22 protein-coding genes are annotated in these 22,517 nt (G+C 35.6%); 5 read left to right on the top strand and 17 right to left on the bottom strand.

Annotation, left to right across the window (positions count from 1 at the left end; all coding sequences use genetic code 11):
- Positions 1 to 4: 4 nt before the first annotated feature.
- The 9 genes from pseG to LF845_RS11815 form a co-directional block, all read right to left on the bottom strand.
- Positions 5 to 1,003: a UDP-2,4-diacetamido-2,4,6-trideoxy-beta-L-altropyranose hydrolase gene (gene pseG / locus LF845_RS01055; protein ID WP_242819130.1), complete on the bottom strand. Its 999-nt coding sequence runs from the start codon at positions 1,001 to 1,003 to the stop codon at positions 5 to 7.
- 13 nt (positions 1,004 to 1,016) lie between these two features.
- The gene (vapC, locus tag LF845_RS01050; RefSeq protein WP_242819129.1) at positions 1,017 to 1,418 is read right to left on the bottom strand and encodes a type II toxin-antitoxin system VapC family toxin; all 402 of its coding nucleotides are present in this window, start codon (positions 1,416 to 1,418) and stop codon (positions 1,017 to 1,019) included.
- Positions 1,419 to 1,420: 2 nt separating this feature from the next.
- Positions 1,421 to 1,621: a type II toxin-antitoxin system VapB family antitoxin gene (locus LF845_RS01045; protein ID WP_242819128.1), complete on the bottom strand. Its 201-nt coding sequence runs from the start codon at positions 1,619 to 1,621 to the stop codon at positions 1,421 to 1,423.
- Between the two features lie 104 nt (positions 1,622 to 1,725).
- Positions 1,726 to 2,571, bottom strand: coding sequence for a glycosyltransferase family protein (locus LF845_RS01040; RefSeq protein ID WP_242819127.1), 846 nt, complete (start codon positions 2,569 to 2,571; stop codon positions 1,726 to 1,728).
- On the bottom strand, positions 2,568 to 3,809 hold the full coding sequence (gene pseC / locus LF845_RS01035) for a UDP-4-amino-4,6-dideoxy-N-acetyl-beta-L-altrosamine transaminase (protein ID WP_242819126.1): 1,242 nt from the start codon (positions 3,807 to 3,809) through the stop codon (positions 2,568 to 2,570). Before pseC ends, LF845_RS01040 begins: the two co-directional genes overlap by 4 nt.
- Positions 3,796 to 4,161, bottom strand: a complete 366-nt coding sequence (locus LF845_RS01030; RefSeq protein ID WP_242819125.1) for a four helix bundle protein — start codon at positions 4,159 to 4,161, stop codon at positions 3,796 to 3,798. Before LF845_RS01030 ends, pseC begins: the two co-directional genes overlap by 14 nt.
- A gap of 44 nt (positions 4,162 to 4,205) precedes the next feature.
- Positions 4,206 to 5,189, bottom strand: coding sequence for a UDP-N-acetylglucosamine 4,6-dehydratase (inverting) (pseB, locus tag LF845_RS01025; protein WP_242819124.1), 984 nt, complete (start codon positions 5,187 to 5,189; stop codon positions 4,206 to 4,208).
- Between the two features lie 90 nt (positions 5,190 to 5,279).
- On the bottom strand, positions 5,280 to 5,441 hold the full coding sequence (locus tag LF845_RS01020) for a hypothetical protein (protein ID WP_242819123.1): 162 nt from the start codon (positions 5,439 to 5,441) through the stop codon (positions 5,280 to 5,282).
- A gap of 48 nt (positions 5,442 to 5,489) precedes the next feature.
- Entirely contained in the window at positions 5,490 to 7,769 is a 2,280-nt protein-coding gene (locus LF845_RS11815; RefSeq protein ID WP_278252112.1) for a flagellin N-terminal helical domain-containing protein, read from the bottom strand.
- 170 nt (positions 7,770 to 7,939) lie between these two features.
- Between LF845_RS11815 and LF845_RS01005 the strand changes: the two genes are divergently transcribed.
- Genes LF845_RS01005 through cybH form a run of 4 tightly spaced genes read left to right on the top strand, consistent with a single transcriptional unit; the run spans position 7,940 to position 12,670 of the window.
- Positions 7,940 to 9,112 (top strand): nicotinate phosphoribosyltransferase, encoded by a 1,173-nt coding sequence (locus LF845_RS01005; protein ID WP_242819122.1) that lies wholly within the window; start codon positions 7,940 to 7,942, stop codon positions 9,110 to 9,112.
- Positions 9,113 to 9,167: 55 nt separating this feature from the next.
- Positions 9,168 to 10,259 (top strand): hydrogenase small subunit, encoded by a 1,092-nt coding sequence (locus LF845_RS01000; protein WP_242819121.1) that lies wholly within the window; start codon positions 9,168 to 9,170, stop codon positions 10,257 to 10,259.
- Positions 10,260 to 10,269: 10 nt separating this feature from the next.
- Positions 10,270 to 11,985 carry a nickel-dependent hydrogenase large subunit gene (locus LF845_RS00995; RefSeq protein WP_242819120.1) on the top strand — a complete coding sequence of 572 codons (1,716 nt, stop codon included), beginning with the start codon at positions 10,270 to 10,272 and terminating at the stop codon, positions 11,983 to 11,985.
- A 10-nt stretch (positions 11,986 to 11,995) separates the two neighbouring features.
- Positions 11,996 to 12,670, top strand: a complete 675-nt coding sequence (gene cybH, locus LF845_RS00990) for a Ni/Fe-hydrogenase, b-type cytochrome subunit (RefSeq protein ID WP_242819119.1) — start codon at positions 11,996 to 11,998, stop codon at positions 12,668 to 12,670.
- Between the two features lie 42 nt (positions 12,671 to 12,712).
- Here the strand turns inward: cybH and LF845_RS00985 are convergent, their stop codons facing one another.
- The 7 genes from LF845_RS00985 to LF845_RS00955 form a co-directional block, all read right to left on the bottom strand.
- Positions 12,713 to 14,059: a sigma-54-dependent transcriptional regulator gene (locus LF845_RS00985; RefSeq protein ID WP_242819118.1), complete on the bottom strand. Its 1,347-nt coding sequence runs from the start codon at positions 14,057 to 14,059 to the stop codon at positions 12,713 to 12,715.
- A gap of 1 nt (position 14,060) precedes the next feature.
- Positions 14,061 to 15,431, bottom strand: coding sequence for an ATP-binding protein (locus LF845_RS11980; RefSeq protein ID WP_242819117.1), 1,371 nt, complete (start codon positions 15,429 to 15,431; stop codon positions 14,061 to 14,063).
- On the bottom strand, positions 15,394 to 16,248 hold the full coding sequence (locus tag LF845_RS00975; RefSeq protein ID WP_242819116.1) for a substrate-binding domain-containing protein: 855 nt from the start codon (positions 16,246 to 16,248) through the stop codon (positions 15,394 to 15,396). The genes LF845_RS11980 and LF845_RS00975 overlap by 38 nt, the downstream gene beginning before the upstream one ends.
- On the bottom strand, positions 16,235 to 16,432 hold the full coding sequence (locus tag LF845_RS00970; RefSeq protein WP_242819115.1) for a hypothetical protein: 198 nt from the start codon (positions 16,430 to 16,432) through the stop codon (positions 16,235 to 16,237). Before LF845_RS00970 ends, LF845_RS00975 begins: the two co-directional genes overlap by 14 nt.
- 53 nt (positions 16,433 to 16,485) lie before the next feature.
- Positions 16,486 to 17,076, bottom strand: coding sequence for a TorD/DmsD family molecular chaperone (locus LF845_RS00965; protein ID WP_242819114.1), 591 nt, complete (start codon positions 17,074 to 17,076; stop codon positions 16,486 to 16,488).
- Positions 17,077 to 17,143: 67 nt separating this feature from the next.
- Positions 17,144 to 17,896: a 4Fe-4S dicluster domain-containing protein gene (locus tag LF845_RS00960; protein ID WP_242819113.1), complete on the bottom strand. Its 753-nt coding sequence runs from the start codon at positions 17,894 to 17,896 to the stop codon at positions 17,144 to 17,146.
- An 11-nt stretch (positions 17,897 to 17,907) separates the two neighbouring features.
- Positions 17,908 to 20,448, bottom strand: coding sequence for a molybdopterin-dependent oxidoreductase (locus LF845_RS00955; RefSeq protein WP_242819112.1), 2,541 nt, complete (start codon positions 20,446 to 20,448; stop codon positions 17,908 to 17,910).
- Between the two features lie 270 nt (positions 20,449 to 20,718).
- Here LF845_RS00955 and LF845_RS00950 point away from each other — a divergent pair, with 270 nt between their 5' ends.
- Positions 20,719 to 22,131, top strand: a complete 1,413-nt coding sequence (locus LF845_RS00950) for a nitronate monooxygenase (protein ID WP_242819111.1) — start codon at positions 20,719 to 20,721, stop codon at positions 22,129 to 22,131.
- Positions 22,132 to 22,253: 122 nt separating this feature from the next.
- Here LF845_RS00950 and LF845_RS00945 read toward each other — a convergent pair whose 3' ends face one another.
- Complete coding sequence (locus tag LF845_RS00945) at positions 22,254 to 22,499, bottom strand: thioredoxin family protein (RefSeq protein WP_242819110.1); 246 nt, start codon at positions 22,497 to 22,499, stop codon at positions 22,254 to 22,256.
- Positions 22,500 to 22,517 lie beyond the last annotated feature (18 nt).

The raw sequence follows: 22,517 nt of genomic DNA, 5'->3' as shown, positions 1-22,517 counted from the left end.
ACTCCTAACTTAATATATGAAAAAGTTTTAATAATTCATTTACTACCCTTGGAGGATAGATTTTTTTTAAAATTCCCATTTTATTTTTTGAAAATTTTCTTTTATCTATGGGTAAATTGATATCTTCAACAAGCTTACCAAATGTATTTCTCAATTCAGGGTACATAAAGACACTTAGTATCATTTCCATATTAAACATTTTTTTCGCAGCAAGATATTGATTGTCTGCAACTATTACTGCGATTGTAGGAACTCCAACTTTTGCAAGCTCATACAATGTTTGCCCGCCGGCTGAAATAGCAATATCACTTTCAAGCATTACTTCTTTCATCTTTTGAGCATCAGGAAAATATATTAAAGCTGTATTTTCATCTGAAGCTTTTTCTATCTCTTTTATATTCTTAAAACCTTTACCAATTATAACATTCTTTTTAATATTCGGATAGTTTTCAGCCAATAATTTTAAAACTTTTGGCGTCATATTACGAAAATCATCACCGCCAAATGTAATCATTATACTTTCTACATTCTCTTTTATCTTTTTTTCCGGCACTTCCCAAAACTCTTTTCTAAGTGGTAAATATTCTAAACCTAGCAAATAATTAATATCATCTCTTTTAGGATAATCTAAATCTTTTGCATGAATATTACCATTTACTACAACTCCGCTTGGATATTCTATTCTATTATTATCATCATAATAAACTGGTAAGTTTACTAATTTACTGATTTTCTCATAAAGAGTTAAATCTGCCAAATAACTATCAATTATAGCAATATCTGCATCTTTAATCATATCAAAAAGTCTTTTTTGATTATCAATCCAATTAAAAATTTCGTATTCAGTTTCTTTCAGATACTCTTCAACAGATTCATCACCATTAATAATAAATTTTGGCTTTATATTTTTAATTTCAAATGCCTGATAAATTGCAATCATCCTCATAAGATGACCAAATCCTATATTTTTACCTGCTTCAGTCAGAATATAAACATTTAACAAGCTATTCTCCAAATCATTGATATATTTTCAAACCTGTTATAACTTTTGTTACATTATCAAAATCTCTATCATTATGTAAAAGGTATAAATCGTTTTCCAAAGCAGTTTCGACAATTAACATATCAATAGTACTTCTAACTGTTATCCCCTTTTTTCTACATTCAAAATAATATTTTGCTGCATTTTCGTATGATTTTAGACCTAATTTTAAATAATAAAATTTCAAAGATGACAAATAATCATTTAAAATATTAAATTCTTTTGATGTTGCAGCACCTTGCAATATTTCCTGATAAATCAAATTGTTTATACCAAATTCTATCCCTCTATCAATTATAAAATCAAGTTTATCAGTTTTATCGTTACAATTACCTTTTAAATAATCAATTAAAACCGAAGTATCTACTAAAATCAATTTTACATCCCTATTCTCATTGATTTATAATCATAATCTTCATTAAACTTTATTTTACCTTTTAGCTCTTTAATATTTTTTCTTTTTAGATTTTCTACAAATTCTTTTAAAGCAGTATTCACTAACTCTTTTTTAGTTTTAATATTAGTGAGTTTCATAGCTTCTTCCAATAACTTATCATCTATCACAATATTTGTCCTCATAATACACCTCCATATACACATTATAACGCCTTCAAAAATCTTTGCAATTATTTATTTAAAGTATTACAAATAGTTATAAAACTAATTCAGTTTTTTTATATTTATCATTCTTTTGCTACAATATTTTCCAAAAAATTTGCACTGTTATATAAATCTTGCAATTTTAAAACCTTTACAGCTTCAGATACTTCATCGCTCAAATTTGTAAAAATCTTCTTTTGCACAACTTTTTTATTTATCAGCTTCAGCCAAGGTTTTTGTCCAAAAAGTTTCACAATATCTAAGGCTTCAAAATACTCATTTTCATAATATAAATAATCAAATACTGCACATAAAAGTGCATAATCCTCTTCCACGTCAAGTGTAATTCTAATATCTGGTGCAGTTAAATATTGTGGAGCTTCAATAGATGATATGTTAAACTTATCTTTATTCGTGGTATGTATATAAGGGCATACATGCTCTCTTTCAAATATTTCTTTAGCTTCAAAATATGCCTTTTCAAGTGCATCAAAAGAGATTACTTCAACATCTAAACCATGAGGGAAAGCCCTTTTAATCGTGTTAGATGTATAATCTGCATTTTCATTTAAGTGTTTTTCAACTGCTAAATCAATAATATTCCAATCTATACAAGGGCAATCGGAAGTTACTCTGACTATTGCATCAAGATTATTTTCCTTAGCAGACAGATAATATCTGCTCAACACATCATCTTTACTCCCCTTAAACCATCTTACATTTTCTTTGTCAGATATTTTTACAATTTCCTCATCTTCACTATCTGTAGTTGTTGCAATTATCACTTCATCTAATGATTGTGCTTTTAATACTCTTCTAATAACTTGCTGTAAAACAGTAATATCACTATCAAAAGGTAGCGATTTTAAAATCTTTTTTGGCAGCCTAGTAGATGATGTCCTTGCCTGAATTATTGCTCCTACTTTCATAAAGATTCAAACACCTCTTGCACTTTATTCACTACAAAATCAAGTTCCTCATTAGTCATCCCGGGGAAAATCGGCAAACTTATCTCACTTCTATAAAATTCTTCGGCCTTTGGACATAATCCATTTTCGTAACCGAGATCTTGATAAAACGGGTGAAAATATACAGGGATATAATGCACCTGGACACCAACACCACATTCTCTTAATTTATTAAATAGTTCACGTTTTTTTTGTTTCAAGCTGTCTTTAAGCTTTATAGGATATAAGTGATAACTATTATGCGCATACTCCTTTTCAACAGGCAATTCAAAATATGGATTGTTAACAAAAATTTCATTATACTTTTGCACAATACCTCTTCTCTTTTCAACAAAACTATCAAGTTTTTTCAGCTGACTTACCCCCAAAGCCGCCTGAATATCGGTCATTCGATAATTATACCCCAAAAGTTGCATTTCATAATACCACTCACCCACAAACGTTGAACTTTGAACGTTGAACTTTGAACTATCTTTTGTAATTCCATGATTTCTAAACATCAGCAGCTTTTCATAATATTCTTGCTTATTTGTCAAAACTGCTCCACCTTCACCGGTAGTAATATGTTTTACAGGATGAAAGCTAAAGACAGTCATATCTGAGAATTGACAAGACCCCACATTGAACGTTGAACGTTGAACCTTGAACCTTGAACTTTGAACCTTAAGCTTTGCCCCTAAAGCATGGCATCCATCTTCCACTACTTTCAAATTATATTTATCAGCAATTTCTTTTATTTTTGTCATATCACAAGGATGACCTGCATAATGAATAGGGACGATCAACTTTGTCTTATTTGTGATTTTGCCTTCTATTTTCTCACAATCTATATTTCCGGTATCTTCTTCAATATCTACAAATATTGGTCTTGCACCTAAATATACTCCTGCATTACTTGTAGCGGCAAAAGTCATAGGTGAAGTTATAAATTCGTCATCTTTGGACAACCCGGTGGCAAAATATGCTCCGTGCAGTGCTGATGTCCCGCTATTAAATGCTACCGCATATTTAGCACCGCAATACTCTGCCAATTTATCTTCGAATTCTTTAATTTTTGGTCCTTGAGTAATAAAGTTTGACTTTAAAACTTCAACTAAGGCCTGTATGTCATCGTTGTCTATAGATTGTTTTCCGTAGGGGACTGCTCTGGGATTTGACGCTTTGATGTTTTGATGTTTTGATGTTTTATTTATTTTCATCGTGATACCTTATAAAATTTGTAATCATTCCTGCTAATCTTTGGCAAATACTTTCAATTTTATCAAATTCACCCAATTTCAGATAATTAAGTTCCTTAGCTATTTCTATTTGTGTTTGCAATTCGCTTAATGAACCTTTAGAAATATATAAAAACCTTATAAAATCTTTTTTAGTATTTCTTTCATAACCTTCTGCTATATTAGAAGGAATAGAAACAGCAGACCTTCTTACTTGATCTCTCAAATTAAAATCTTTTTTAAACAACTCATTTTCAGTTATTCTGTATATATAAACAGCCAAATCTTTCGATATCTTCCAAATTTCTAAATCTCTAAAAGTAGTTAAACTCATAATCTTTCACCCTCACAACTCCATCACCTCATAACTCCATAACTTCACAACTCTAAGCCACTTATTATCTCTAATAACTCATCTTTCGTTAGCCACCAAGTATTGTTATCACTTCTATATGAAAATCCTTCAGGCAATTTTTTCCCACCGTTTCCAAAATCTTTTGGAGCCTGCCAGTTTAAAAATTCCGGAATTATTCTGTAGTGATCGTCGTATTCCCTTGTGTGCCTTGCATCATCTTCAGGAATCATAACTTCGTGCATTTTTTCGCCAGGCCTTATCCCAATCTCTTTTATTTCAGCTTCAGGAGCAATTGCCCTTGCAAAATCCTCCATCCTCATACTTGGAATTTTAGGCACAAATATTTCACCGCCAGTCATAAGTTTGAAAGCTTTATTAACAAGCTCAACAGCCTGGGGGAGCGTTATCCAGAATCTTGTCATATCTCTATGAGTAATTGTAATAACTCCATCTTCTTTTTGTTTAAGAAATAAAGGCAACACCGAACCACGACTTCCAAGGACATTTCCATATCTTACAACAGCAAATCTGGTAACTCTTCCACCCGCATAAGAATTACCCGCCACGAAAAGTTTATCCGAGCAAAGTTTTGTCGCACCATAAAGATTTAGTGGATTTGCAGCCTTATCCGTAGAAAGTGCTATAACCCTTTTTACACCATTATCTATACAAGCCTCGATTACATTTTGAGCACCCAATATATTTGTCTTTATTGTTTCAAATGGGTTGTATTCCCCAGCAGGCACCTGTTTTAAGGCAGCGGCATGTATTACATAGTCTATTCCATAAAATGCTCTGTAAAGTCTGTCCTTATCCCTTACATCCCCAAGAAAAAACCTCAGTCTTTTATCATGCCCAAACTCACTTTTCATTTGATATTGTTTAAACTCATCTCTACTTAAAATTACTACCCTCTTAGGATTAAAATTCTCAAGAACATACTTTACAAAACACTTCCCAAATGAGCCTGTGCCACCAGTTATCAAAATATTTGCACCATCAAACATGTTTCCTCCAGAAGAAACTTTTTCCCATTTGCCATTATATTGTAAGTGAATATCAATTTTTGTGCCATAAAAAAGGGGCGTAAAGCCCCTTTAAATTTTTATGCTCTCTGTTTTCTTGACAATTGTCACCTTCCCGGCTTCAAATTTTACTTCCAGCGACCCATAATATTGATTCTGAAACATATCTCTCAAAATTTCATACAATTTTGTTAGTTGCGATTTATCATTGTTTTTCATATTTACAGCAGCCATAATTTACCTCCATGTATATTTATTCACTATCCTTGTGAATTAGCTATTTTACCCCTGTAAAAGTTGTAATGCCATCTGTGGTACCTGATTTGCCTGTGCAAGCATTGCAGTACCTGCCTGACTTAAAATCTGGCTTCTTGTAAACTGTGACATTTCTTCAGCCATATCAAGGTCTCTAATTCTTGATTCGCTTGCAGTCATATTTTCATGGGCAACACTCAAGTTTGCAATGGTATGCTCAAGCCTGTTAATCTGGGCACCAATTGTAGCTCTTATTGTAACTACCTGTGTAAGAGCGTTATCAATATCAGGAATTGCTCTTTGAGCAAGCTTTTGAGATACTATAAACATATTCTCAAGCCCAAGACCTTTTACATCAAGCTGCGGGATTGAAACAGAAAGGGTCTGCCCCTGATTTGGACCTATTTGTAAATCTGTAGAGTTATCTACTACATGGAGGAAATGATTTTCATTGGCATTTGCATTTTCTCTAAACTTTATTGTTTCTGTTGCAGCATCCCAGTAAGATTCAACAGTAGCCCTTGAATCTACAACCAGCTCAATACCTTCAATCACACCGTTTACTCTGTCATTACCTGTCTCATCAACACCAATCAAATCACCGGTATGAGCATCTTTAACAGTAACTAAAGTCGTATTGCTAACAGACTCTTGAATCTCTGCCAAAGAAAAAGCATCTATCAATCTTTGGTCACCGCTAAAGGCTATTTCACCCTGTTCACCGGTAAGTGCTGTCTGTATAATAAATGTACCTTTAACTGTCCTGTTACCATCATTACTTGGAACAGAAATATAATCTACAAGGTGTGAATTAACCTGCTCATCACTTGAACCAAGATCAAGTTCGTTTACGAGAGCGTCTGTAATCTTGGTTTCAAGATCTGCTATAGTGTCATCCCCTTCTAAATAGATAGTTGCACTTTTGCCATTGCCCCAGATTGTAAGCTCCTGCTTGTTTTCAAAAAGATTATTTCCATCTGCATCGATAAATCTTGCTATATCTTTTAACTTTGTAGTAGTGGTAGCCGCTTCACCACCACCGGCGATATGAAGTGTCCCTGTTCCAGTATTAATTGCCCCGTCATCAGTCTTTGCAAAAACAATATCTAAATTACCTATATTCAAATTTCCTGTTTGCTCATCAAGATCAGCAAGATATATAGTTTTAGTTATCTCTTCGGTAGTAGAAGCTAACGAGCTTGCTGCAGTAAAGTTTATTGTTATCTTCTGTTCTTGAGCTGTAGGACCATCGGTTATTTCTATTGCACCTTGTCCATTGTTTGACGGAACGATTCCTCTTGATACTGAAAAGAGAAACTTATCACCTTTTTGAAAAGTACCTGTAGCAGACAAAGAAAATCCGGCATTTGTAGTTATATCGTCAGAAATATCTGTATCAGTACTTGAGCCCAACAACTCACCAGTAGTTGCACTATAAAAATATGTAATTGCTGCTGAAGCATTATCTCCTGTAATCTCAACTAATGCATAACCATCAAAAGTTAACGATGAAGAAATACTATTGCTATCTGTTTTTATAGTCCCTGCTGAGCCTGGTTGTAAATATGAACCTATTGTTGCAACAGCTGAACTGGTTGTAATCCCTGAACCATGTAATGTCAAAGTATAATCATTGTCTCCAGTCGCCCAGAGTGATTTAGGATTACTAACTTTTGAAATATTCGTATCATCAGTCGCATTCGCAGTGCTATCCACATATTCCGCTCCAATCTTATCATCTTGAAGCGTCATAATATCAGTTTTAAATACTTGGCTTTGGCCTATTTTGTTAGCTTCCAAAGAAATCTGGTAGTTGCCTTCAGCCACATTCCCTCTTATAAGCGCACTAATCTTATTACTGCTTGCTGACCACAGAGCTGTCCCATCACCATTTAAAAGTTTTTTGGTGTTAAATTCGGTCGACGTAGATATACGATTAATCTCTGCCTTAAGCTGCTCCACCTCTTTTTGAAGCTCTACCCTGTCGTTTGAAGTATAAGTGCCGTTTGCGGCTTGTACTGCCAGCTCACGCATCCTTTGAAGCATAGAAGATACTTCACCGAGCGCACCTTCAGCTGTCTGAAGCATAGAAATACCGTCCTGAGCATTCATCATCGCCCTTTTGAGCCCTGATATCTGCCCTCTTAATTTTTCAGAAATTGCCATCCCTGATGCATCATCTGCAGCGTGGTTGATTCTCAAACCGCTTGATAATCTTTCGAGGGATTTACCGAGAGCGGACTGTGTCCCGCCAAGATGTCTCTGAGAGTTCAAAGACATGACATTGTTGTAAATTGATAAACTCATGCTATCCTCCTTGATTTTTTCAATAGAGGTTTACCCTATTAAATTTTCCTGACGCTTCCTTGCGTCTGGTGAAATTATCGGAAGAATATCAAAATTCTTTAGAAAAAAAATTGCATATTTATTATTTTTGCTTAATAACGTGGTATAATTTGATAAATCGGAGATGAATAATGGCCAAATTTGACATTGCACTCCCCGAAGATATCTTAGCGGGGAAGACAACAGATGTATACTTTATCAGGACTGAAGAGGTTTTGAGAAAAGCAGGTATAAATAAAAAAGTAACGATGGAAGTAGCCCAAAAAGGGATGCCGGAAGAATACCCTTTTGGAATATTCACCGGGCTTTCCAACGTGTTGGAGCTGCTTGAAGGTAAACCGGTAGATATATACGCAATCGAAGAAGGGAGTGTATTTTTTGAAAATACCCCTGTCTTATCTATTGTAGGAAACTATCTTGATTTTGGAGTTTACGAAACGGCAATTTTGGGATTTATCTGCCACGCCTCAGGAATCACAACAAAGGCATCCAAATGTAAATTGGCAGCAAAAGGTAAGACAGTCCTCAGCTTTGGTGCAAGAAGGGCTCATCCTGCCATAAGTGGTATGATTGATAAATACGCTTACATCGGGGGATGTGATGGTTTTTCTGTCCTTTTCGCAGAAGAACTAATCGGCAAAAAGGCAAGCGGCACAATACCGCACGCTTTGATTTTACAAGTAGGGGATACCACTGAAACCATGAAGCTTTTTAATATGTATATTGACAAATCTGTCCCTCGTATTGCCCTAATCGACACTTTTAACGATGAAAAATTTGAAACCCTTAACGTAGCAAAAGCATTGCAAAACGATTTGAACGGCGTGAGGCTTGATACTCCCGGCTCACGAAGAGGAGATTTGAAAAAAATTGCGGAAGAAATAAGGTGGGAGCTTGATATAAGAGGCTTTGAGCATGTAAAGTTGTTTGCAAGTGGCGGCCTTGATGAAAAAAAATTAACCGAACTCTCAGATATTATTGACGGATTTGGTGTCGGCACTACCATTTCAAACGCCAAAGTAATGGACTTTTCTATGGATATTGTAGAGATAGATGGAAAACCTTTTAGTAAAAAAGGAAAAATGTCCGGATTTAAATTTGCTTATTCATGCCCGACATGCCTTAAGCAGACTTATGACATTAATAAAAATAAAAAAATTGTATGCTCTAAATGTAACACCGATATGAAAATGATTACAAAAAAATTTATGGAAAACGGTAAAATTATTTTACCGTTGCCAAGTGTAGATGAAATAAGAAGTAAAATTTTGTCACAATTAGTAAATTTACAAAATTTTAGTTGAAATTGTAGTGATTTTTCAGTTATAATATGGTGTTTTAAATACTTGGGAGGTTAATATGAGCAAATTTCAGGAAATACTCGACAGTTATGGTGTGAGCAGAAGGGACTTTTTAAAATATTGCACTGCTCTTGGTGCTACCCTTTCCCTCTCACCGGCATTGGCTCCAAAGGTAGCAGAAGCAATTGAAAAAGACGACAGACCGCCTGTAATATGGCTTGAATTTCAAGATTGTGCCGGTGATTCCGAATCTTTACTAAGAGCAAACAGACCTACAGTCGCAGAATTAGTCCTCGATTATTTATCAATAGATTATCACGAGACAATTATGGCTGCTGCAGGGCATCAGGCTGAAGAAGCCAAAAAAGCGACTGTTGAAAAATATAAAGGGAAATATATCTGCATTGTGGAAGGCTCTATTCCTGTCAATGATGACGGAGTATATTGCACTATTGGCGGGAAAACTGCAGTAGATATCTTAAATGAAGTGGGCGGCAACGCAGCTTTTGTAATAGCAGTTGGCACATGCTCTTCCTATGGTGGGCTTCCCGCTGCCTATCCAAACCCTACCGGAGCAAAAAGCGTAAAAGAGCTTTTGCCTAACAAAACGGTTATTAATCTCCCCGGTTGCCCGATGAATGTTGATAACCTTACAGGCACAATTGTGCATTACCTTCTCTTCGGTGCTCCACCTGCAATGGATAAATTTTTAAGACCTAAATTTGCATACGGTAAGAGAATACACGATAACTGTGAAAGAAGGGCTCACTTTGATGCCGGACAATTTGTCAACGCTTGGGGTGACGAAGGGCATAGACAGGGCTGGTGCTTATACAAAATGGGTTGTAAAGGCCCTGAAACATATCATAACTGCCCGACTGTCAGATGGAATGAAGGGACAAGCTGGCCTGTTCAATCAGGGCATGGATGTGTGGGCTGTAGTGAACCGGGCTTTTGGGATACTATGACACCAATATACAACAGGTTGCCTAATATCCCCGGATTTGGTGTTGAAGCCACAGCCACAAAGATTGGCGCTGCTGTAGTGGGAATATCGGCTGTGGTATTTGGTACGCACGGTATAGTAAGCCTTATAAGAAATAAGGGTATGGTCAAAAAAGTAGAGCACGAATTTGAAGACGAAGAGTAGGGAGGATAAAATGGCTAACAAAAAAATCGTAGTCGACCCGATTACAAGGATAGAAGGTCATTTAAGGATAGAAGCAAAAGTAGAAAATGGTAAGATTGTTGATGCATGGTCAAGCTCCACAATGTTTAGAGGGGTAGAAAAAATCCTTCAGGGAAGGGACCCAAGAGATGCTTGGTATTTTACCCAAAGATTTTGCGGCGTCTGCACCACAGTACATTCAATCGCCTCAATTAGAGCCGTGGAAAACGCTTTGGGCATAAGAATCCCTTTTAACGCCGAAATGATTAGAAATATCATTATCGGGATTCAAAATGTTCAAGACCACGTAATACATTTTTATCATCTTCATGCGCTTGACTGGGTGGATATAGTTTCTGCTCTTAGTGCTGACCCTAAAAAAACCGCTCAGCTTCAACAATCAGTTTCCGACTGGAAATTGTCAAGTGAAGACTACTTTAGAAGTGTCCAAAATAAGGTAGCTGCCTTTGCAAAAACAGGAAGACTTGGACCTTTTGGCAATGCTTATTGGGGGCACAGTGCGTATAAATTACCACCTGAAGCTAACCTGATGGCCGTTGCCCATTACCTTGAAGCATTAAACTTACAAAAAGAAATTATCAAAATACATGCTATTTTGGGCTCTAAAAACCCGCATCCTCAAACATTCCTCGTAGGCGGGATGTCTATCCCTGTTGACCCGAATAGCCAAAATGCACTCAATGCCGACAAAATAGCTGAAATTAATAAGTACATTGCAATGGCAAAAGAGTTTGTCGAGCAAGTATATATCCCTGATCTTTTGGCTGTAGCTCCATTTTATCTTGAATGGGCAAAATACGGAGCCGGGCATCTTAACTATTTATCATACGGTGAATTCCCTGAAGATCAGACGGGGTATCCTAACGGTATGTGGATGCCAGCAGGGGTCATATTAAACGGTGACTTGTCAAAAGTATATGATGTAAATCAGGAAAAGATCACCGAATATGTATCACACTCATGGTATGACTATACAGGTGGTGATGATAAGGCCAAACATCCATATGACGGCGAGCAAATTTGGAAATATACCGGGCCAAAACCTCCTTTTGAATATCTTGACACAGATAACAAATATTCTTGGGTAAAAGCTCCAAGATATGATGACAAACCTATGGAAGTCGGTCCTCTTGCAAGAATGTTAGTAGGCTATGCTAAAGGGCATAAAGAGATAAAAGAAACTGTTGACCTTGTGCTTAATAAATTAGGTGTAGGACCTGAAGTGCTTTTCTCTACATTAGGAAGAACAGCTGCAAGAGGAATTGAAACACTCATTACTATCAACAGATTGCCAAAGTGGGTAAATATGTTGGTAAATAACATTAAATCTGGAGATTTGACAATTCACAACAATGAAAAATGGGATCCAGATTCATGGCCAAAATCTGCAAAAGGTTACGGTTGGCATGAAGCTCCACGTGGTGCACTCGGTCACTGGATTGTAATTGAAGATAAGAAAATAAAGAATTATCAAGCTGTCGTCCCATCAACATGGAATGCAAGTCCAAGGGATACAAACGGAGTAAGAGGCCAATACGAAGAGTCACTTATCGGGACACCGATTGCTGACCCTGAAAAGCCTCTTGAGATTTTAAGGACAATACACTCATTTGACCCGTGTCTTGCCTGTGCAGTTCACGTATATGATGAAAAGGGTGAGTTAAAGTCCAAAGTAAAAGTTTTATAAGGGGGCTCTTATGGCTGATAATAGATGTGCTGCCAGAAGGTATGTGTATGTTTGGGAAGGCCCTGTAAGGATATCTCATTGGATAAACTTCTTTTGTATGATCTTCTTATCTTTCACAGGCGTATACATACACTACCCTTTTATTGAAGCAACAAGCTTTACTAATGCACCTTATATTATGGGTGTAGTTAGATATACACACTATCTTGTAGGTGTAATATTTGCTTTCAGTGTAATTCTCAGACTATTCTGGTTGTTTGTAGGAAATAAATACTCTAGTTGGGCTTCTTTCTCTAACCCTTTTAAAAAAGAAGATAGGGAAATTTTTTGGAGATATTTTAAATACTATATATTCCTTGAAAAAAATCCGCCTCACGTTTTAGGACACAACCCTGTAGCATTGGTGGCTTATATAGTGCTATTTAACCTGTTTATATTACAAATATTTACAGGGTTTGCACTTTGGGGCCAGGCTGACCCTAACAGCACTTTATATGCAATAACAGGCTGGATATTTACTTTTGTAAGCAACCAATGGGTTAGATTTTATCATTACATTTTTATGTTTTTAGTAGCAGGGTTTGTAATCAACCACCTTTACAGTGCCGTTCTTTTCGACTTCAAATCACAATCGGGAGAAATAAGCTCAATCTTTGCAGGATGGAAACCTGATAGAAGAAAATAATCAAAAGCCCCTTTTTAGGGGCTTTTTTTATACATACAAATATTATTTAATGATAATATTATATTTCTTTATTTTTGCATTAAGGGTGACTCTTGATATCCCCAATTGCTCCGAAGTCTTGCTAAGATGATAGCTGTTTTCCTTGAGTGCCTTTAAAATCATCTCTTTTTCCAAGTTTTCAACTGCCTCATTTAAATTTGTATTAAATATTTCCATTTTAGAATTCGAGTTGACAATTTCATTAAGCTTAATATGCTCTTTCTCTATACTTCTGCCATCAGCAAGCATTACCGCAGTGTTAATCACATTTTTAAACTCTCTCACATTACCCGGCCACTCATAAGTTTCAAGCAAGGATATGACATCCTTATTTATACAAGTAATCTCCTTTTTGTACTCTTTTGCAAAAACACCGACAAAATATTTTGTCAATTGAGTGATATCCTCTTTTCTCTCTCTTAAAGGGGGCAGATTAACAGTAACACCGCTTATCCTAAAATACAAGTCGGGCCTAAATACATTTTCATCCATCAATTCATTTATCTTTTTATTGGTTGCAGCGATTAGTCTTATGTCAAGTTTTATCTTTTTTGTGCCACCCAAATGTTCAATCTCACTTGTTTCCAATACTCTCAGTAATTTTGATTGTAAACCTTTTGAAATTTCCCCTATTTCATCCAAAAAGATAGTGCCATTTTGTGCAAGCTCAAACTTGCCGGGCTTGGACGATGCAGCCCCGCTAAAAGCCCCTTTTTCATATCCGAACAGTTCACTCTCTATCAAATCTCTCGGTATAGCAGCACAATTAATTGGGACAAACGGCCCCTTTCTGCCGCTATAATCATGAATCATATTAGCTATAAACTCTTTACCGGTACCACTTTCCCCCAGTATCAGAACAGGTGTCTTGGTAGGGGATACATTTGCTACAATTTTCAGCACTTCCCTTATATCTTTGGAAATTCCTATAAATCCTTTTGAATTAATATTTTCAACATCTATATACTCATTTCCGCATATCTTAAATCTTTTATTTTGCTTATATTTTTCAATATATTCTATCAAATCTTCAATATTTACAGGCTTTGTTAAAAAATCTTTTGCTCCAAGCCTGATAGATTCCAAAACTGTATCACTTGTGCCAAATGCTGTTATCATAACTACAGGGATATCAGGGAAATCTTTCTTGATTCTTTCCAATAAATGTAGACCATTTGAGTCACCAAGCCGTATGTCTAAGAATATAAGGGATATATCTGGTGTATTGTGCAATATTTCATATGCCAATCTTGGGGTATCTGCTGTCTCAACTAAATACCTGTCTGCCAAAGACCTTTTTATACTATACCCTAAAGCCTCATCATCATCTATCAATAAAATTTTATCCATACTACTCCTTTGTAAGCCTGATTATAAAAGTAGTCCCATATTCATTAGAAGAAACATTTATCTGCCCATTTAGGGCATTTATTATGGACTCAATATAAAAGAGTCCAAGCCCTGTCCCTGTCTTCTTTGTAGTATAAAACGGTAAAAATATTTTATCAATATTCTCTTCATCTATCCCAAATCCATTATCACGAAAACCGACTAAGACATAGCTGTCTTGGTCTTCAAAAACAATCTCTACCCTTGTAGCCGCAGCTTCAAAGCTATTATTTATAAGATTGATAAGTATTTCTATTACCTTTTCCCCATCAGTAAATATAGTGTCACTTTTTATATTGTTAATAAATATTAACTCAAGTTTATCAGAGTAGTTGATGTAAATATAGTCTTCCAAAACCTTTTGTATTTCACTTACTTTAACATCACTCTTTTTAATGCTTATAGGCTTTGCAATTTCTAAAAATTCATTAACGATTTTCACAATCTTATTTGTTTCACGAATAAGATATTCGGTATCTTTTGAATATCTTTCATCCAATTCTTTGGCAAGAGTCTGAGCAAGTAGTAGCACTGTCATAGCAGGATTTTTCAACTCATGGGCAAGCCCTGATGACATCATACCTATTGAAGCCATCTTTGAATTAGCCATAATCTTCTTTTCCTGCTCCATATTTTTATTAATTGCCTCTGCAAGCCTTCTTGAAATATCTGTCAGATTTTTTGCAATATCACGAATCTCTTTTGAAGAGTACCAGGGTAATTTGATATCTTCAGTCAGATTAGATAAATCCATCTTTTGAACATACTCATTTAACACTTGCATAGGAGTTATAAGTAAATTTGTAAAAAATATTACTACAATAAGCAGAAAAATAAATGTAAGTATTTCTGTAACACCAATCTTTAAACTATCATTTATTGCCACATCGATAATATAACTAGGATTTATCTCATAAATAATATATCCCACGACACCATGATTGTCCCCAATTGTTATAGGAAATTTTATCAAATTAGCCTTATTATCTTTCTCAGAATATTGCTTTGCTGCAAGAGCGTCTGTAATATAATTCATATCTTTATCAAATAGATAAACATTTTTTAAGTAATCAGATGATTTTTGAATAGACTCCACAATTGTAAACATTGTGTAGATATCTTTATAAATAATTGCTTCGCCAAGCTTTATATTTAATATGGATACGTTTTGCTTTATGGAATTATTTACCGTTTCGGTTAAAAACCTTTTGCTGTAACTATAAGATAGCGTTATTGTAACTAATAAAGTAAAAAAAGACGCAAAGATGGTAAGAAGAATTACCCTCGTTCTAAAGCTATTTGGTATTAATAATTTTATAATTTTCGACTTCACGGCTAATCTTTATCACATCTGAATAATCGTAACCAAGGCCATCTTCAAATCTGTCAATATTTAACTGCCTTAAAATCTTTCTTCCCTTTTCATCTTTGTCCATATTAATCAAAATACTTTTTATCCTATTTAATAATCTTACATTTATTTTTTTTGAAGCAATAATAGGAGGGATAGGAAAATCAGGGGATTTAAATATCACTTTTGTATTATTAATAACTTCAGGAGAGACTATTTTTTCATGTTCATAAATAAGACTATCCACCGGTGCAATATCCACCACACCTTTACTTACCAAATATATTGATTTATCGTGATTACCTGTAAAATAAATGTTTGAAAAATAATTTTCCACATCGATGTTATTGTTATTAAAAAAGTACAAAGGATAAATAGTACCGCTAAATGAGAGCTTGTCTGTAAAGGCAATTGTTTTACCCTTTAATGATGTTAAGTCTTTATAATCAAAATCCTTTTTAACAATAAAATAGGACTGATATTTTGACTTACCGTTTACCACAGGAATTGCCAAAAGCACGTATGAATCATCCTTCAAAAATGCAATTGCACCCGAGCACACACTTGCGATGTCAACCTCCGCATTCTCAATCAACTCATTCATTTCTGAATAATTTTTTTTGCTTACAAGCTCAACATTTTGCCCAAGTTTTTTTGAAATATACTCGTTAAGTCTCTCATACAAATAAACGGTATTTCCTGCAGAAATAACTGAGGAAACACCAAACTTTATGGTTTCAGCAAATGAAAATGTAACTATAAACAAACTAAATATTAGTATGTAGCTAAATTTCTTCATACCTGCTCAAAGTAAATTCTCTTTTTTCCTGCAAGGAGACATCAATAAGTGCCCTCTTCAAAATTTCTTTACCGAAGTCATCTTCTGCTTCCATACTAAACATACGGGATTTAATGTCAAAGTCTATATTTTTGACACCCTGCAACCCGGCAAGATGCTGCACTATGGCATCGGGACACCCCATTCATAAAAATCCACCCTTTATCCCCATACCATCTACTTCAAACAGCATTTTTTTCATTTTATTCTCTCAACAAAAAGCTTTAACATTTCTCCAACTGTTTTATAGAACTCAGTTTCAGCTTTTTCGATTATATCTTGAGCTAATTTATCTGCAAATGGCGTAAAGTAATTGTTTACAAATGTATCAAGCAGCTCTTTATTCTCCTGAACATCTCCCTCAGTTTGAATTTTTACAAGCATAAAATGGATGAACTCAAGCTCAATAGCAATATGGTCAGGAACTGTTTTCTGATCTTCATATACCTCTACTCCAGCTTTTAGATATATTTTTTCAACCTCTTTTGTTGTAACCCCATTTATCAATCGTTCACTTTCCAAATATACAGAACCATAGGGATATGCCAACTTTTTGAATGGTCCAAAAAACAAAGCTGCATGATCAACTCTCAAATTTTCAAATGTTTCATCATAAAACGAATTGCGTAACCTCTTAAAAAGTCCGTTAAATTCAGGGCAATATGTTTTTACAATATTTTCATATTCATTAAAAAATTCTTCATTGCCATCAACAAAGACTTCTGACGGCTCATAAAATAAAACAGACAATAAATGTGACGCTTCCGTCAGGCAATCAATATCTTTCATTATCTCTCCTTAATATCAAAATTTCTCCGGCTGCAAGCCGCCGGAGAAATAATATAGAACTTTTTTATTAAATTTTAAAGTTGTTTATGTAATAAACATTAGGTTCAGTACCTGCTTCCTCTTTAAGCCTGTAAGCCTTATGTTTCTTAAGTAGCTTTGATACTTCGCTATTGCTGTCCTGCAAGTCTCCAAATACTCTTGCTCCAGATGGACATGATACCACACAGTAAGGTAATTCACCATTTTGAGTTCTATGATCGCAGAATATACATTTTTCAACAATTCCAGGTTTTCTTACAGCTTCGTAATCAGGGTGTTTGTAATCGGTTTTGTATGGTGGAGTTGCAGTTCTTTTGGCAATTTCTGCACCACTGGCTGCACCAGCGACAACCTTTGTAGTATCAGAGTAGTTTGCAAAAACTTTTTCCCCTTCTACATTGAAACTAATTACACTATATTGAGCATCTTTTTCCTCGTCAAGATCCCAAACACTATAAGGACAAGCATCCTGACAAGAGCGACAACCTATACAACGTTCGTCATTATGCATTGTTACATTATTTTTTGTTTTGAACATTGCTTTCGGAGTCACAGGGCAAGCCTCAACACAGGCTGCCTTTGAACAGTGATTACACAACACGGGATATGGAGTATATTTTACATTTGGAAAGCTTCCCTCCATTTTGATATAAAAGTCAGCCCAGTTATAGCTTTGACCATTTTTTCTTTCCTGTGTATTATTTTCTGTCTTACAGGCAATTGCACATGCCCCACAGCCAACACATTTTTTTAAATCTATCACCATTGCATATTTAGGCATATTTTACCCCCTTATACTTTCTCAATTTTTACGCCAACAAAACCACCATTTCTTGCGGTAGAGCCAGAAATACGGTCATATTCCGCTGGCATTAATTCGTTATTGTTAAATCCTTTTGTAGGAGCAACACCGAATTTACCTGTAGCAACCCTTCCATAAGCCCAGTGACCCTGACCATACATTTTTGCAACGGTTCCTGGTCTGATTCCCGGGTAAAGGTTTGCTTTTGTTATAAAGCTTCCTAACACTGAAGTTACCTTTATAGTATCTCCATCTTTTATACCTAATTTCTTAGCATCTTCAGGATTGATTCTCAAAGCATCATCCCAAGGAACATCTTTCATATCACACTTTCTAAACTCCTGATACCATGGAGTATTTTGAGAGCGCCCCTCTCTGTTAAGTCTTGATTTATACTCAAAGAAGGTAAATGGATATTCTTCCTTGCTACCATACCTCAAAGGTCTTTCATAATGAGGTACAAATGCAAGTTCCCCTCGAGCTTCATATTTGGTAACTTCCATCACTTTGTCTACATCTACATTATGTTTATTTGCATGCTCTGTTAAAGCCTTCTCAAGAGTCTTGCTGTAAAACTCAAACTTATGTGTCTCAGTTTTAAATTTGTCCCAATGACTCTTATATTTATAAGGCCCTGTATTCCATACACCTTTTTCAGTAAAATCTTTCCAGCCATTTATCTTATCCCCATAAGGTTCCTTTTTTCCGTCCCACAATGGAGCTGTGTAATATTTTACTGCATAAAGGGCAAATTCTTTCTCATTAGTTGGAGATTTTCCTGTCTCTGGATCTTTAAACTCATTATTGTAGTAGTTTAAAAGATTTGGAAATCCTCTCTCAGCAAACTTCTTGGCCAACAAATATGGAATCTCAGTCTCATCAATCTTAACATCAAAAATTGGCTCTACCACTGGCTGAACAAGACAAACTTGGGCATTTGCATTACCAATTGACTTCAAATATCCCCATTTTTCAAATGTAGTAATTGCACAAGGCAGCACTATATCAGCAAACATTGTCATTTCTGAAGCATGCGTAGTCAAATGAACAAAGAACAGTTCAGGACTGGAAAATGCCTTTTCCCATCTTTGCCCTTCTGTCCCAGAAAAAGCAAAATTGTTCATATATCCTATACACATTTTAATTTCATAAGGGTCTTTATTTAACATTGCTGTAGCAACATTATTTGTAACAACCCCGCCACCTGGCTTACCTTTATTTAATGCAGGAAACTCAAGATAACCTCTCTGGTCAATTTTCTTGAATTTCTTTTTAGCTATTTCATCCTTATATTTATCAACTTTAGGCATTTTATTTACTACTTGCTTCATCTTTTGCAGTACGCCACCTTCAACATCAGCTGACCCTAAAAGGCCATTTAAAGCATGAACTGCCATAGCAGAATATGTACCTCTAATCTGCATAGCAGCACCAGGCCCCATCCACACACATACCTTTGGAGCTTTTGCTGCAATCTCTCTTGCAGTTTTATAGATTTGTGAAGCAGGGATACCACATTCTTTTTCAGCCCACTCAGGTGTCTTATCTTTAAGCTCAATATTCCACCATTTTACAAGACCGTAAGTATGCTTTTCTTCAAAGGTGGACTCATCAACTGTCTGGTTTTTTACAAATCTGTTTTTACCATCTTTGAAATCTCCAACAAACTCTTTACTCCATAATCCTTCAGTCAATAACACATGAGCCAGTGCCACGGCAAGAGCTCCGTCAGTTCCGGGAAGAATTGGCAGCCAATTATGTGCCTTTGCTGCAGCAGGTCCCATTTTAGGATCAACAACTGTCACAATTCCTCTGTCAAGAACTTCATGAAAACGCTTAATCATTAATGCAACTTGTCTGTTTGAAACCAAAGGATCTAATCCCCAAACTAGAAGATACTCTGTATTTTTTGTATCATAATCTCTATAGTCCCAGTAACCTTGAGTAAAAAATGCACCTGCTTTTTCTGCTTCAGCACAAAGGGCACTGTGAGAAATATTATTAGGAGAGCCATAGATTTTGGTCATAGCATCATAAATTATATCTCTCATGTAGGTATATCTTCCTCTATTGAGCATGTATTTATGAGCTTCACCATTTTTTCTAAGCTCCATCATTTTGTCCGCAATCATATTTAAAGCTTCGTCCCATGATATAGGTACAAATTTAGGGTCAACACCTCTACCTTTTTTAGGATTAGTTCTTTTCATCGGTGTTACAACCCTGTCAGGGTCATAAAGCTGCTGTAAACCAATATGTGCTCTTGGGCAGCAAGTTCCCAGATTGCTTTTACTGTGAGGATTACCTCTGACTTTTACAGCCCTTCCATCCTGAACAAATACTTGAATTGGATCCCAAGTAGTACACCCCTGGCATGTTGTAGATACCCATTTACCTGGCTTTTCTCCGACATCACCCATTTTTTTAGCTTCAGCCGGTTTAAGTGCATTAGTTTTTGCACCACATCCAACAGCCAAAACGGCACCCGCAGCTGCCGTCGCCTTAATAAAATCTCTTCTTTTGATATGCATACATATTCCTCCTTACAAAGAGTAGTCATCACGAGTTAAGCAATTAGTATGCCATTTTTTCTATATTATTTATTTCTTGTAGGTACTGATATTAGCTTTAATATGATAAATAAAAACTTTTACCTCCGTAAAGAAACTTTACAATATAAGTAAAATATTTTTACATTTCGTAAGGGATTGCTGAATCTGATTAATAATTCACCTTTTTTTCTTGTGAGAATTTCATTGAAGTTATAGTATTTAGGTAATCATAGATTAGTGGTGGAAAAAATGAATCATCCAAAGATTATACAAGGCGGTATGGGGGTTGGAGTCTCTAACTGGAAATTGGCAAAATCCGTTTCCATATCAGGTGGGCTCGGTGTTGTTTCATCTACCGTGCTTGATAACTTAATGGTTAGAAGATTAAATGAAAAAGATGAAGACACCAAAAGAGCGCTCCTTAATTTTCCAATAAAAGATATTGCCGATAAAATTTTAAACAAATATTATGGTAAAAAAAATAGTGCAGGTGGTTATTCTCAAGTACCTTTCTTTTCTATTAATATAGATCAAGAACTTATTGAGCTTACTGTGGCAGCAAATTTTGTTGAGATTTATCTTGCTAAAGAGGGGCACAACAACCCTGTAGGCATCAATTTACTTGAAAAAGTGCAAATGCCTACTCTCTACTCACTTTACGGGGCAATGCTTGCAGGCGTTGATTATGTGATTATGGGTGCAGGTATTCCAAGGGAGATTCCTGGTATTCTTGATAGGTTTGCAAACGGGCTTGATGCAGAATTAAGCCTATATGTTACCGGTGCTGAAAGTAACAATTCTTATAAAATGTATTTTAGCCCTGAAAAGTTTATGGGCAAGCAATTAAACCTAAAACGCCCTTACTTTTTTCCTATTGTATCGTCGAATACACTTGCAACAACACTCATAAAAAAATCGAATGGCAAAATTGACGGGCTTATAATTGAAAATTATTCTGCCGGAGGGCATAATGCTCCCCCAAGAGTAAAAGGGGTGTTTCACAATAATGGCTCCCCGGTTTATGGTGACAAAGACATTGTAAATCTTAATAAAATCAAGGAATTAGACATACCTTTTTTTCTCGCGGGCAGTTTTGTTACTCCTGAGATTATTAGTAAAACGATAGATGAAGCTGGCGCATCTGGAATACAGGTAGGGACTATATTTGCACTTACCAGTGAATCAGGTTTTGATGAAAGTATTAAACTGGAAATAGTAAATAAAATAAAAAACAATACGATTAATATTTTCACAGACCCTCTTGCTTCACCAACTGGTTTCCCTTTTAAAGTTGCTAGCATCAAAGGGACGTTATCCGAACAGGATATCTACGACAATAGGCCGAGAGTCTGCAACTTAAGATATCTGGCAGAGCTTTACAAGGATGAAAATGGAAATATAGGTTACAGATGCCCTGCTGAACCGATAAATGAATATTTAAAGAAAGGCGGAAAAATTGAAGAAACTGTTGGACGAAAATGTCTTTGCAATGCTCTCCTTGCAAATATCGGATATGGAAATACCTATAAAAATGGCTATCAAGAGCCATATCTTATAACATTGGGGGATAGTGTAAGTTTAATCTCTCACTTCTTACCAGATGAAGGATTGCCCTCAGCCAAAAATGTTACAATACAATTAAAAAGCTATATTGAAAATTAACCTTACAATAAGTCATTTAGGGGTCTACATTTTATTTAGACCCCTTTAATTGTTTAATACTCAAAACAGTCTGGACAAATCTTTTTACCGTCAGTAACTCTGACACTACCCAAAAAAAGGGGTTAACCCCTATACTGATTTAAAATCTCTTTTACCTGCTCAATGTTTGGCAAAGGTTTCCCTTCGTGCACAACAACATCATCTACCACAAGGCCTGGAGTAAACATAACATATTTAGTTATCTCAGACATCTCTTTAACGTACTCAACAGAAGCATCTTCCAGACCTAATTGTTCAACGGCTGCTAATGTTGTGTTGTATAAAATTTCACAATTTCTGCAGCCTGTTCCTAAAACTTTTATTCTCATTCTACACCTCTCGTTTTT

It is taken from the genome of Deferrivibrio essentukiensis (genome assembly GCF_020480685.1).
Taxonomy (GTDB): domain Bacteria; phylum Chrysiogenota; class Deferribacteres; order Deferribacterales; family Deferrivibrionaceae; genus Deferrivibrio; species Deferrivibrio essentukiensis.
Note: the sequence above shows the minus strand (reverse complement) of the source record. Positions and strands in the feature narration are given on the sequence as shown.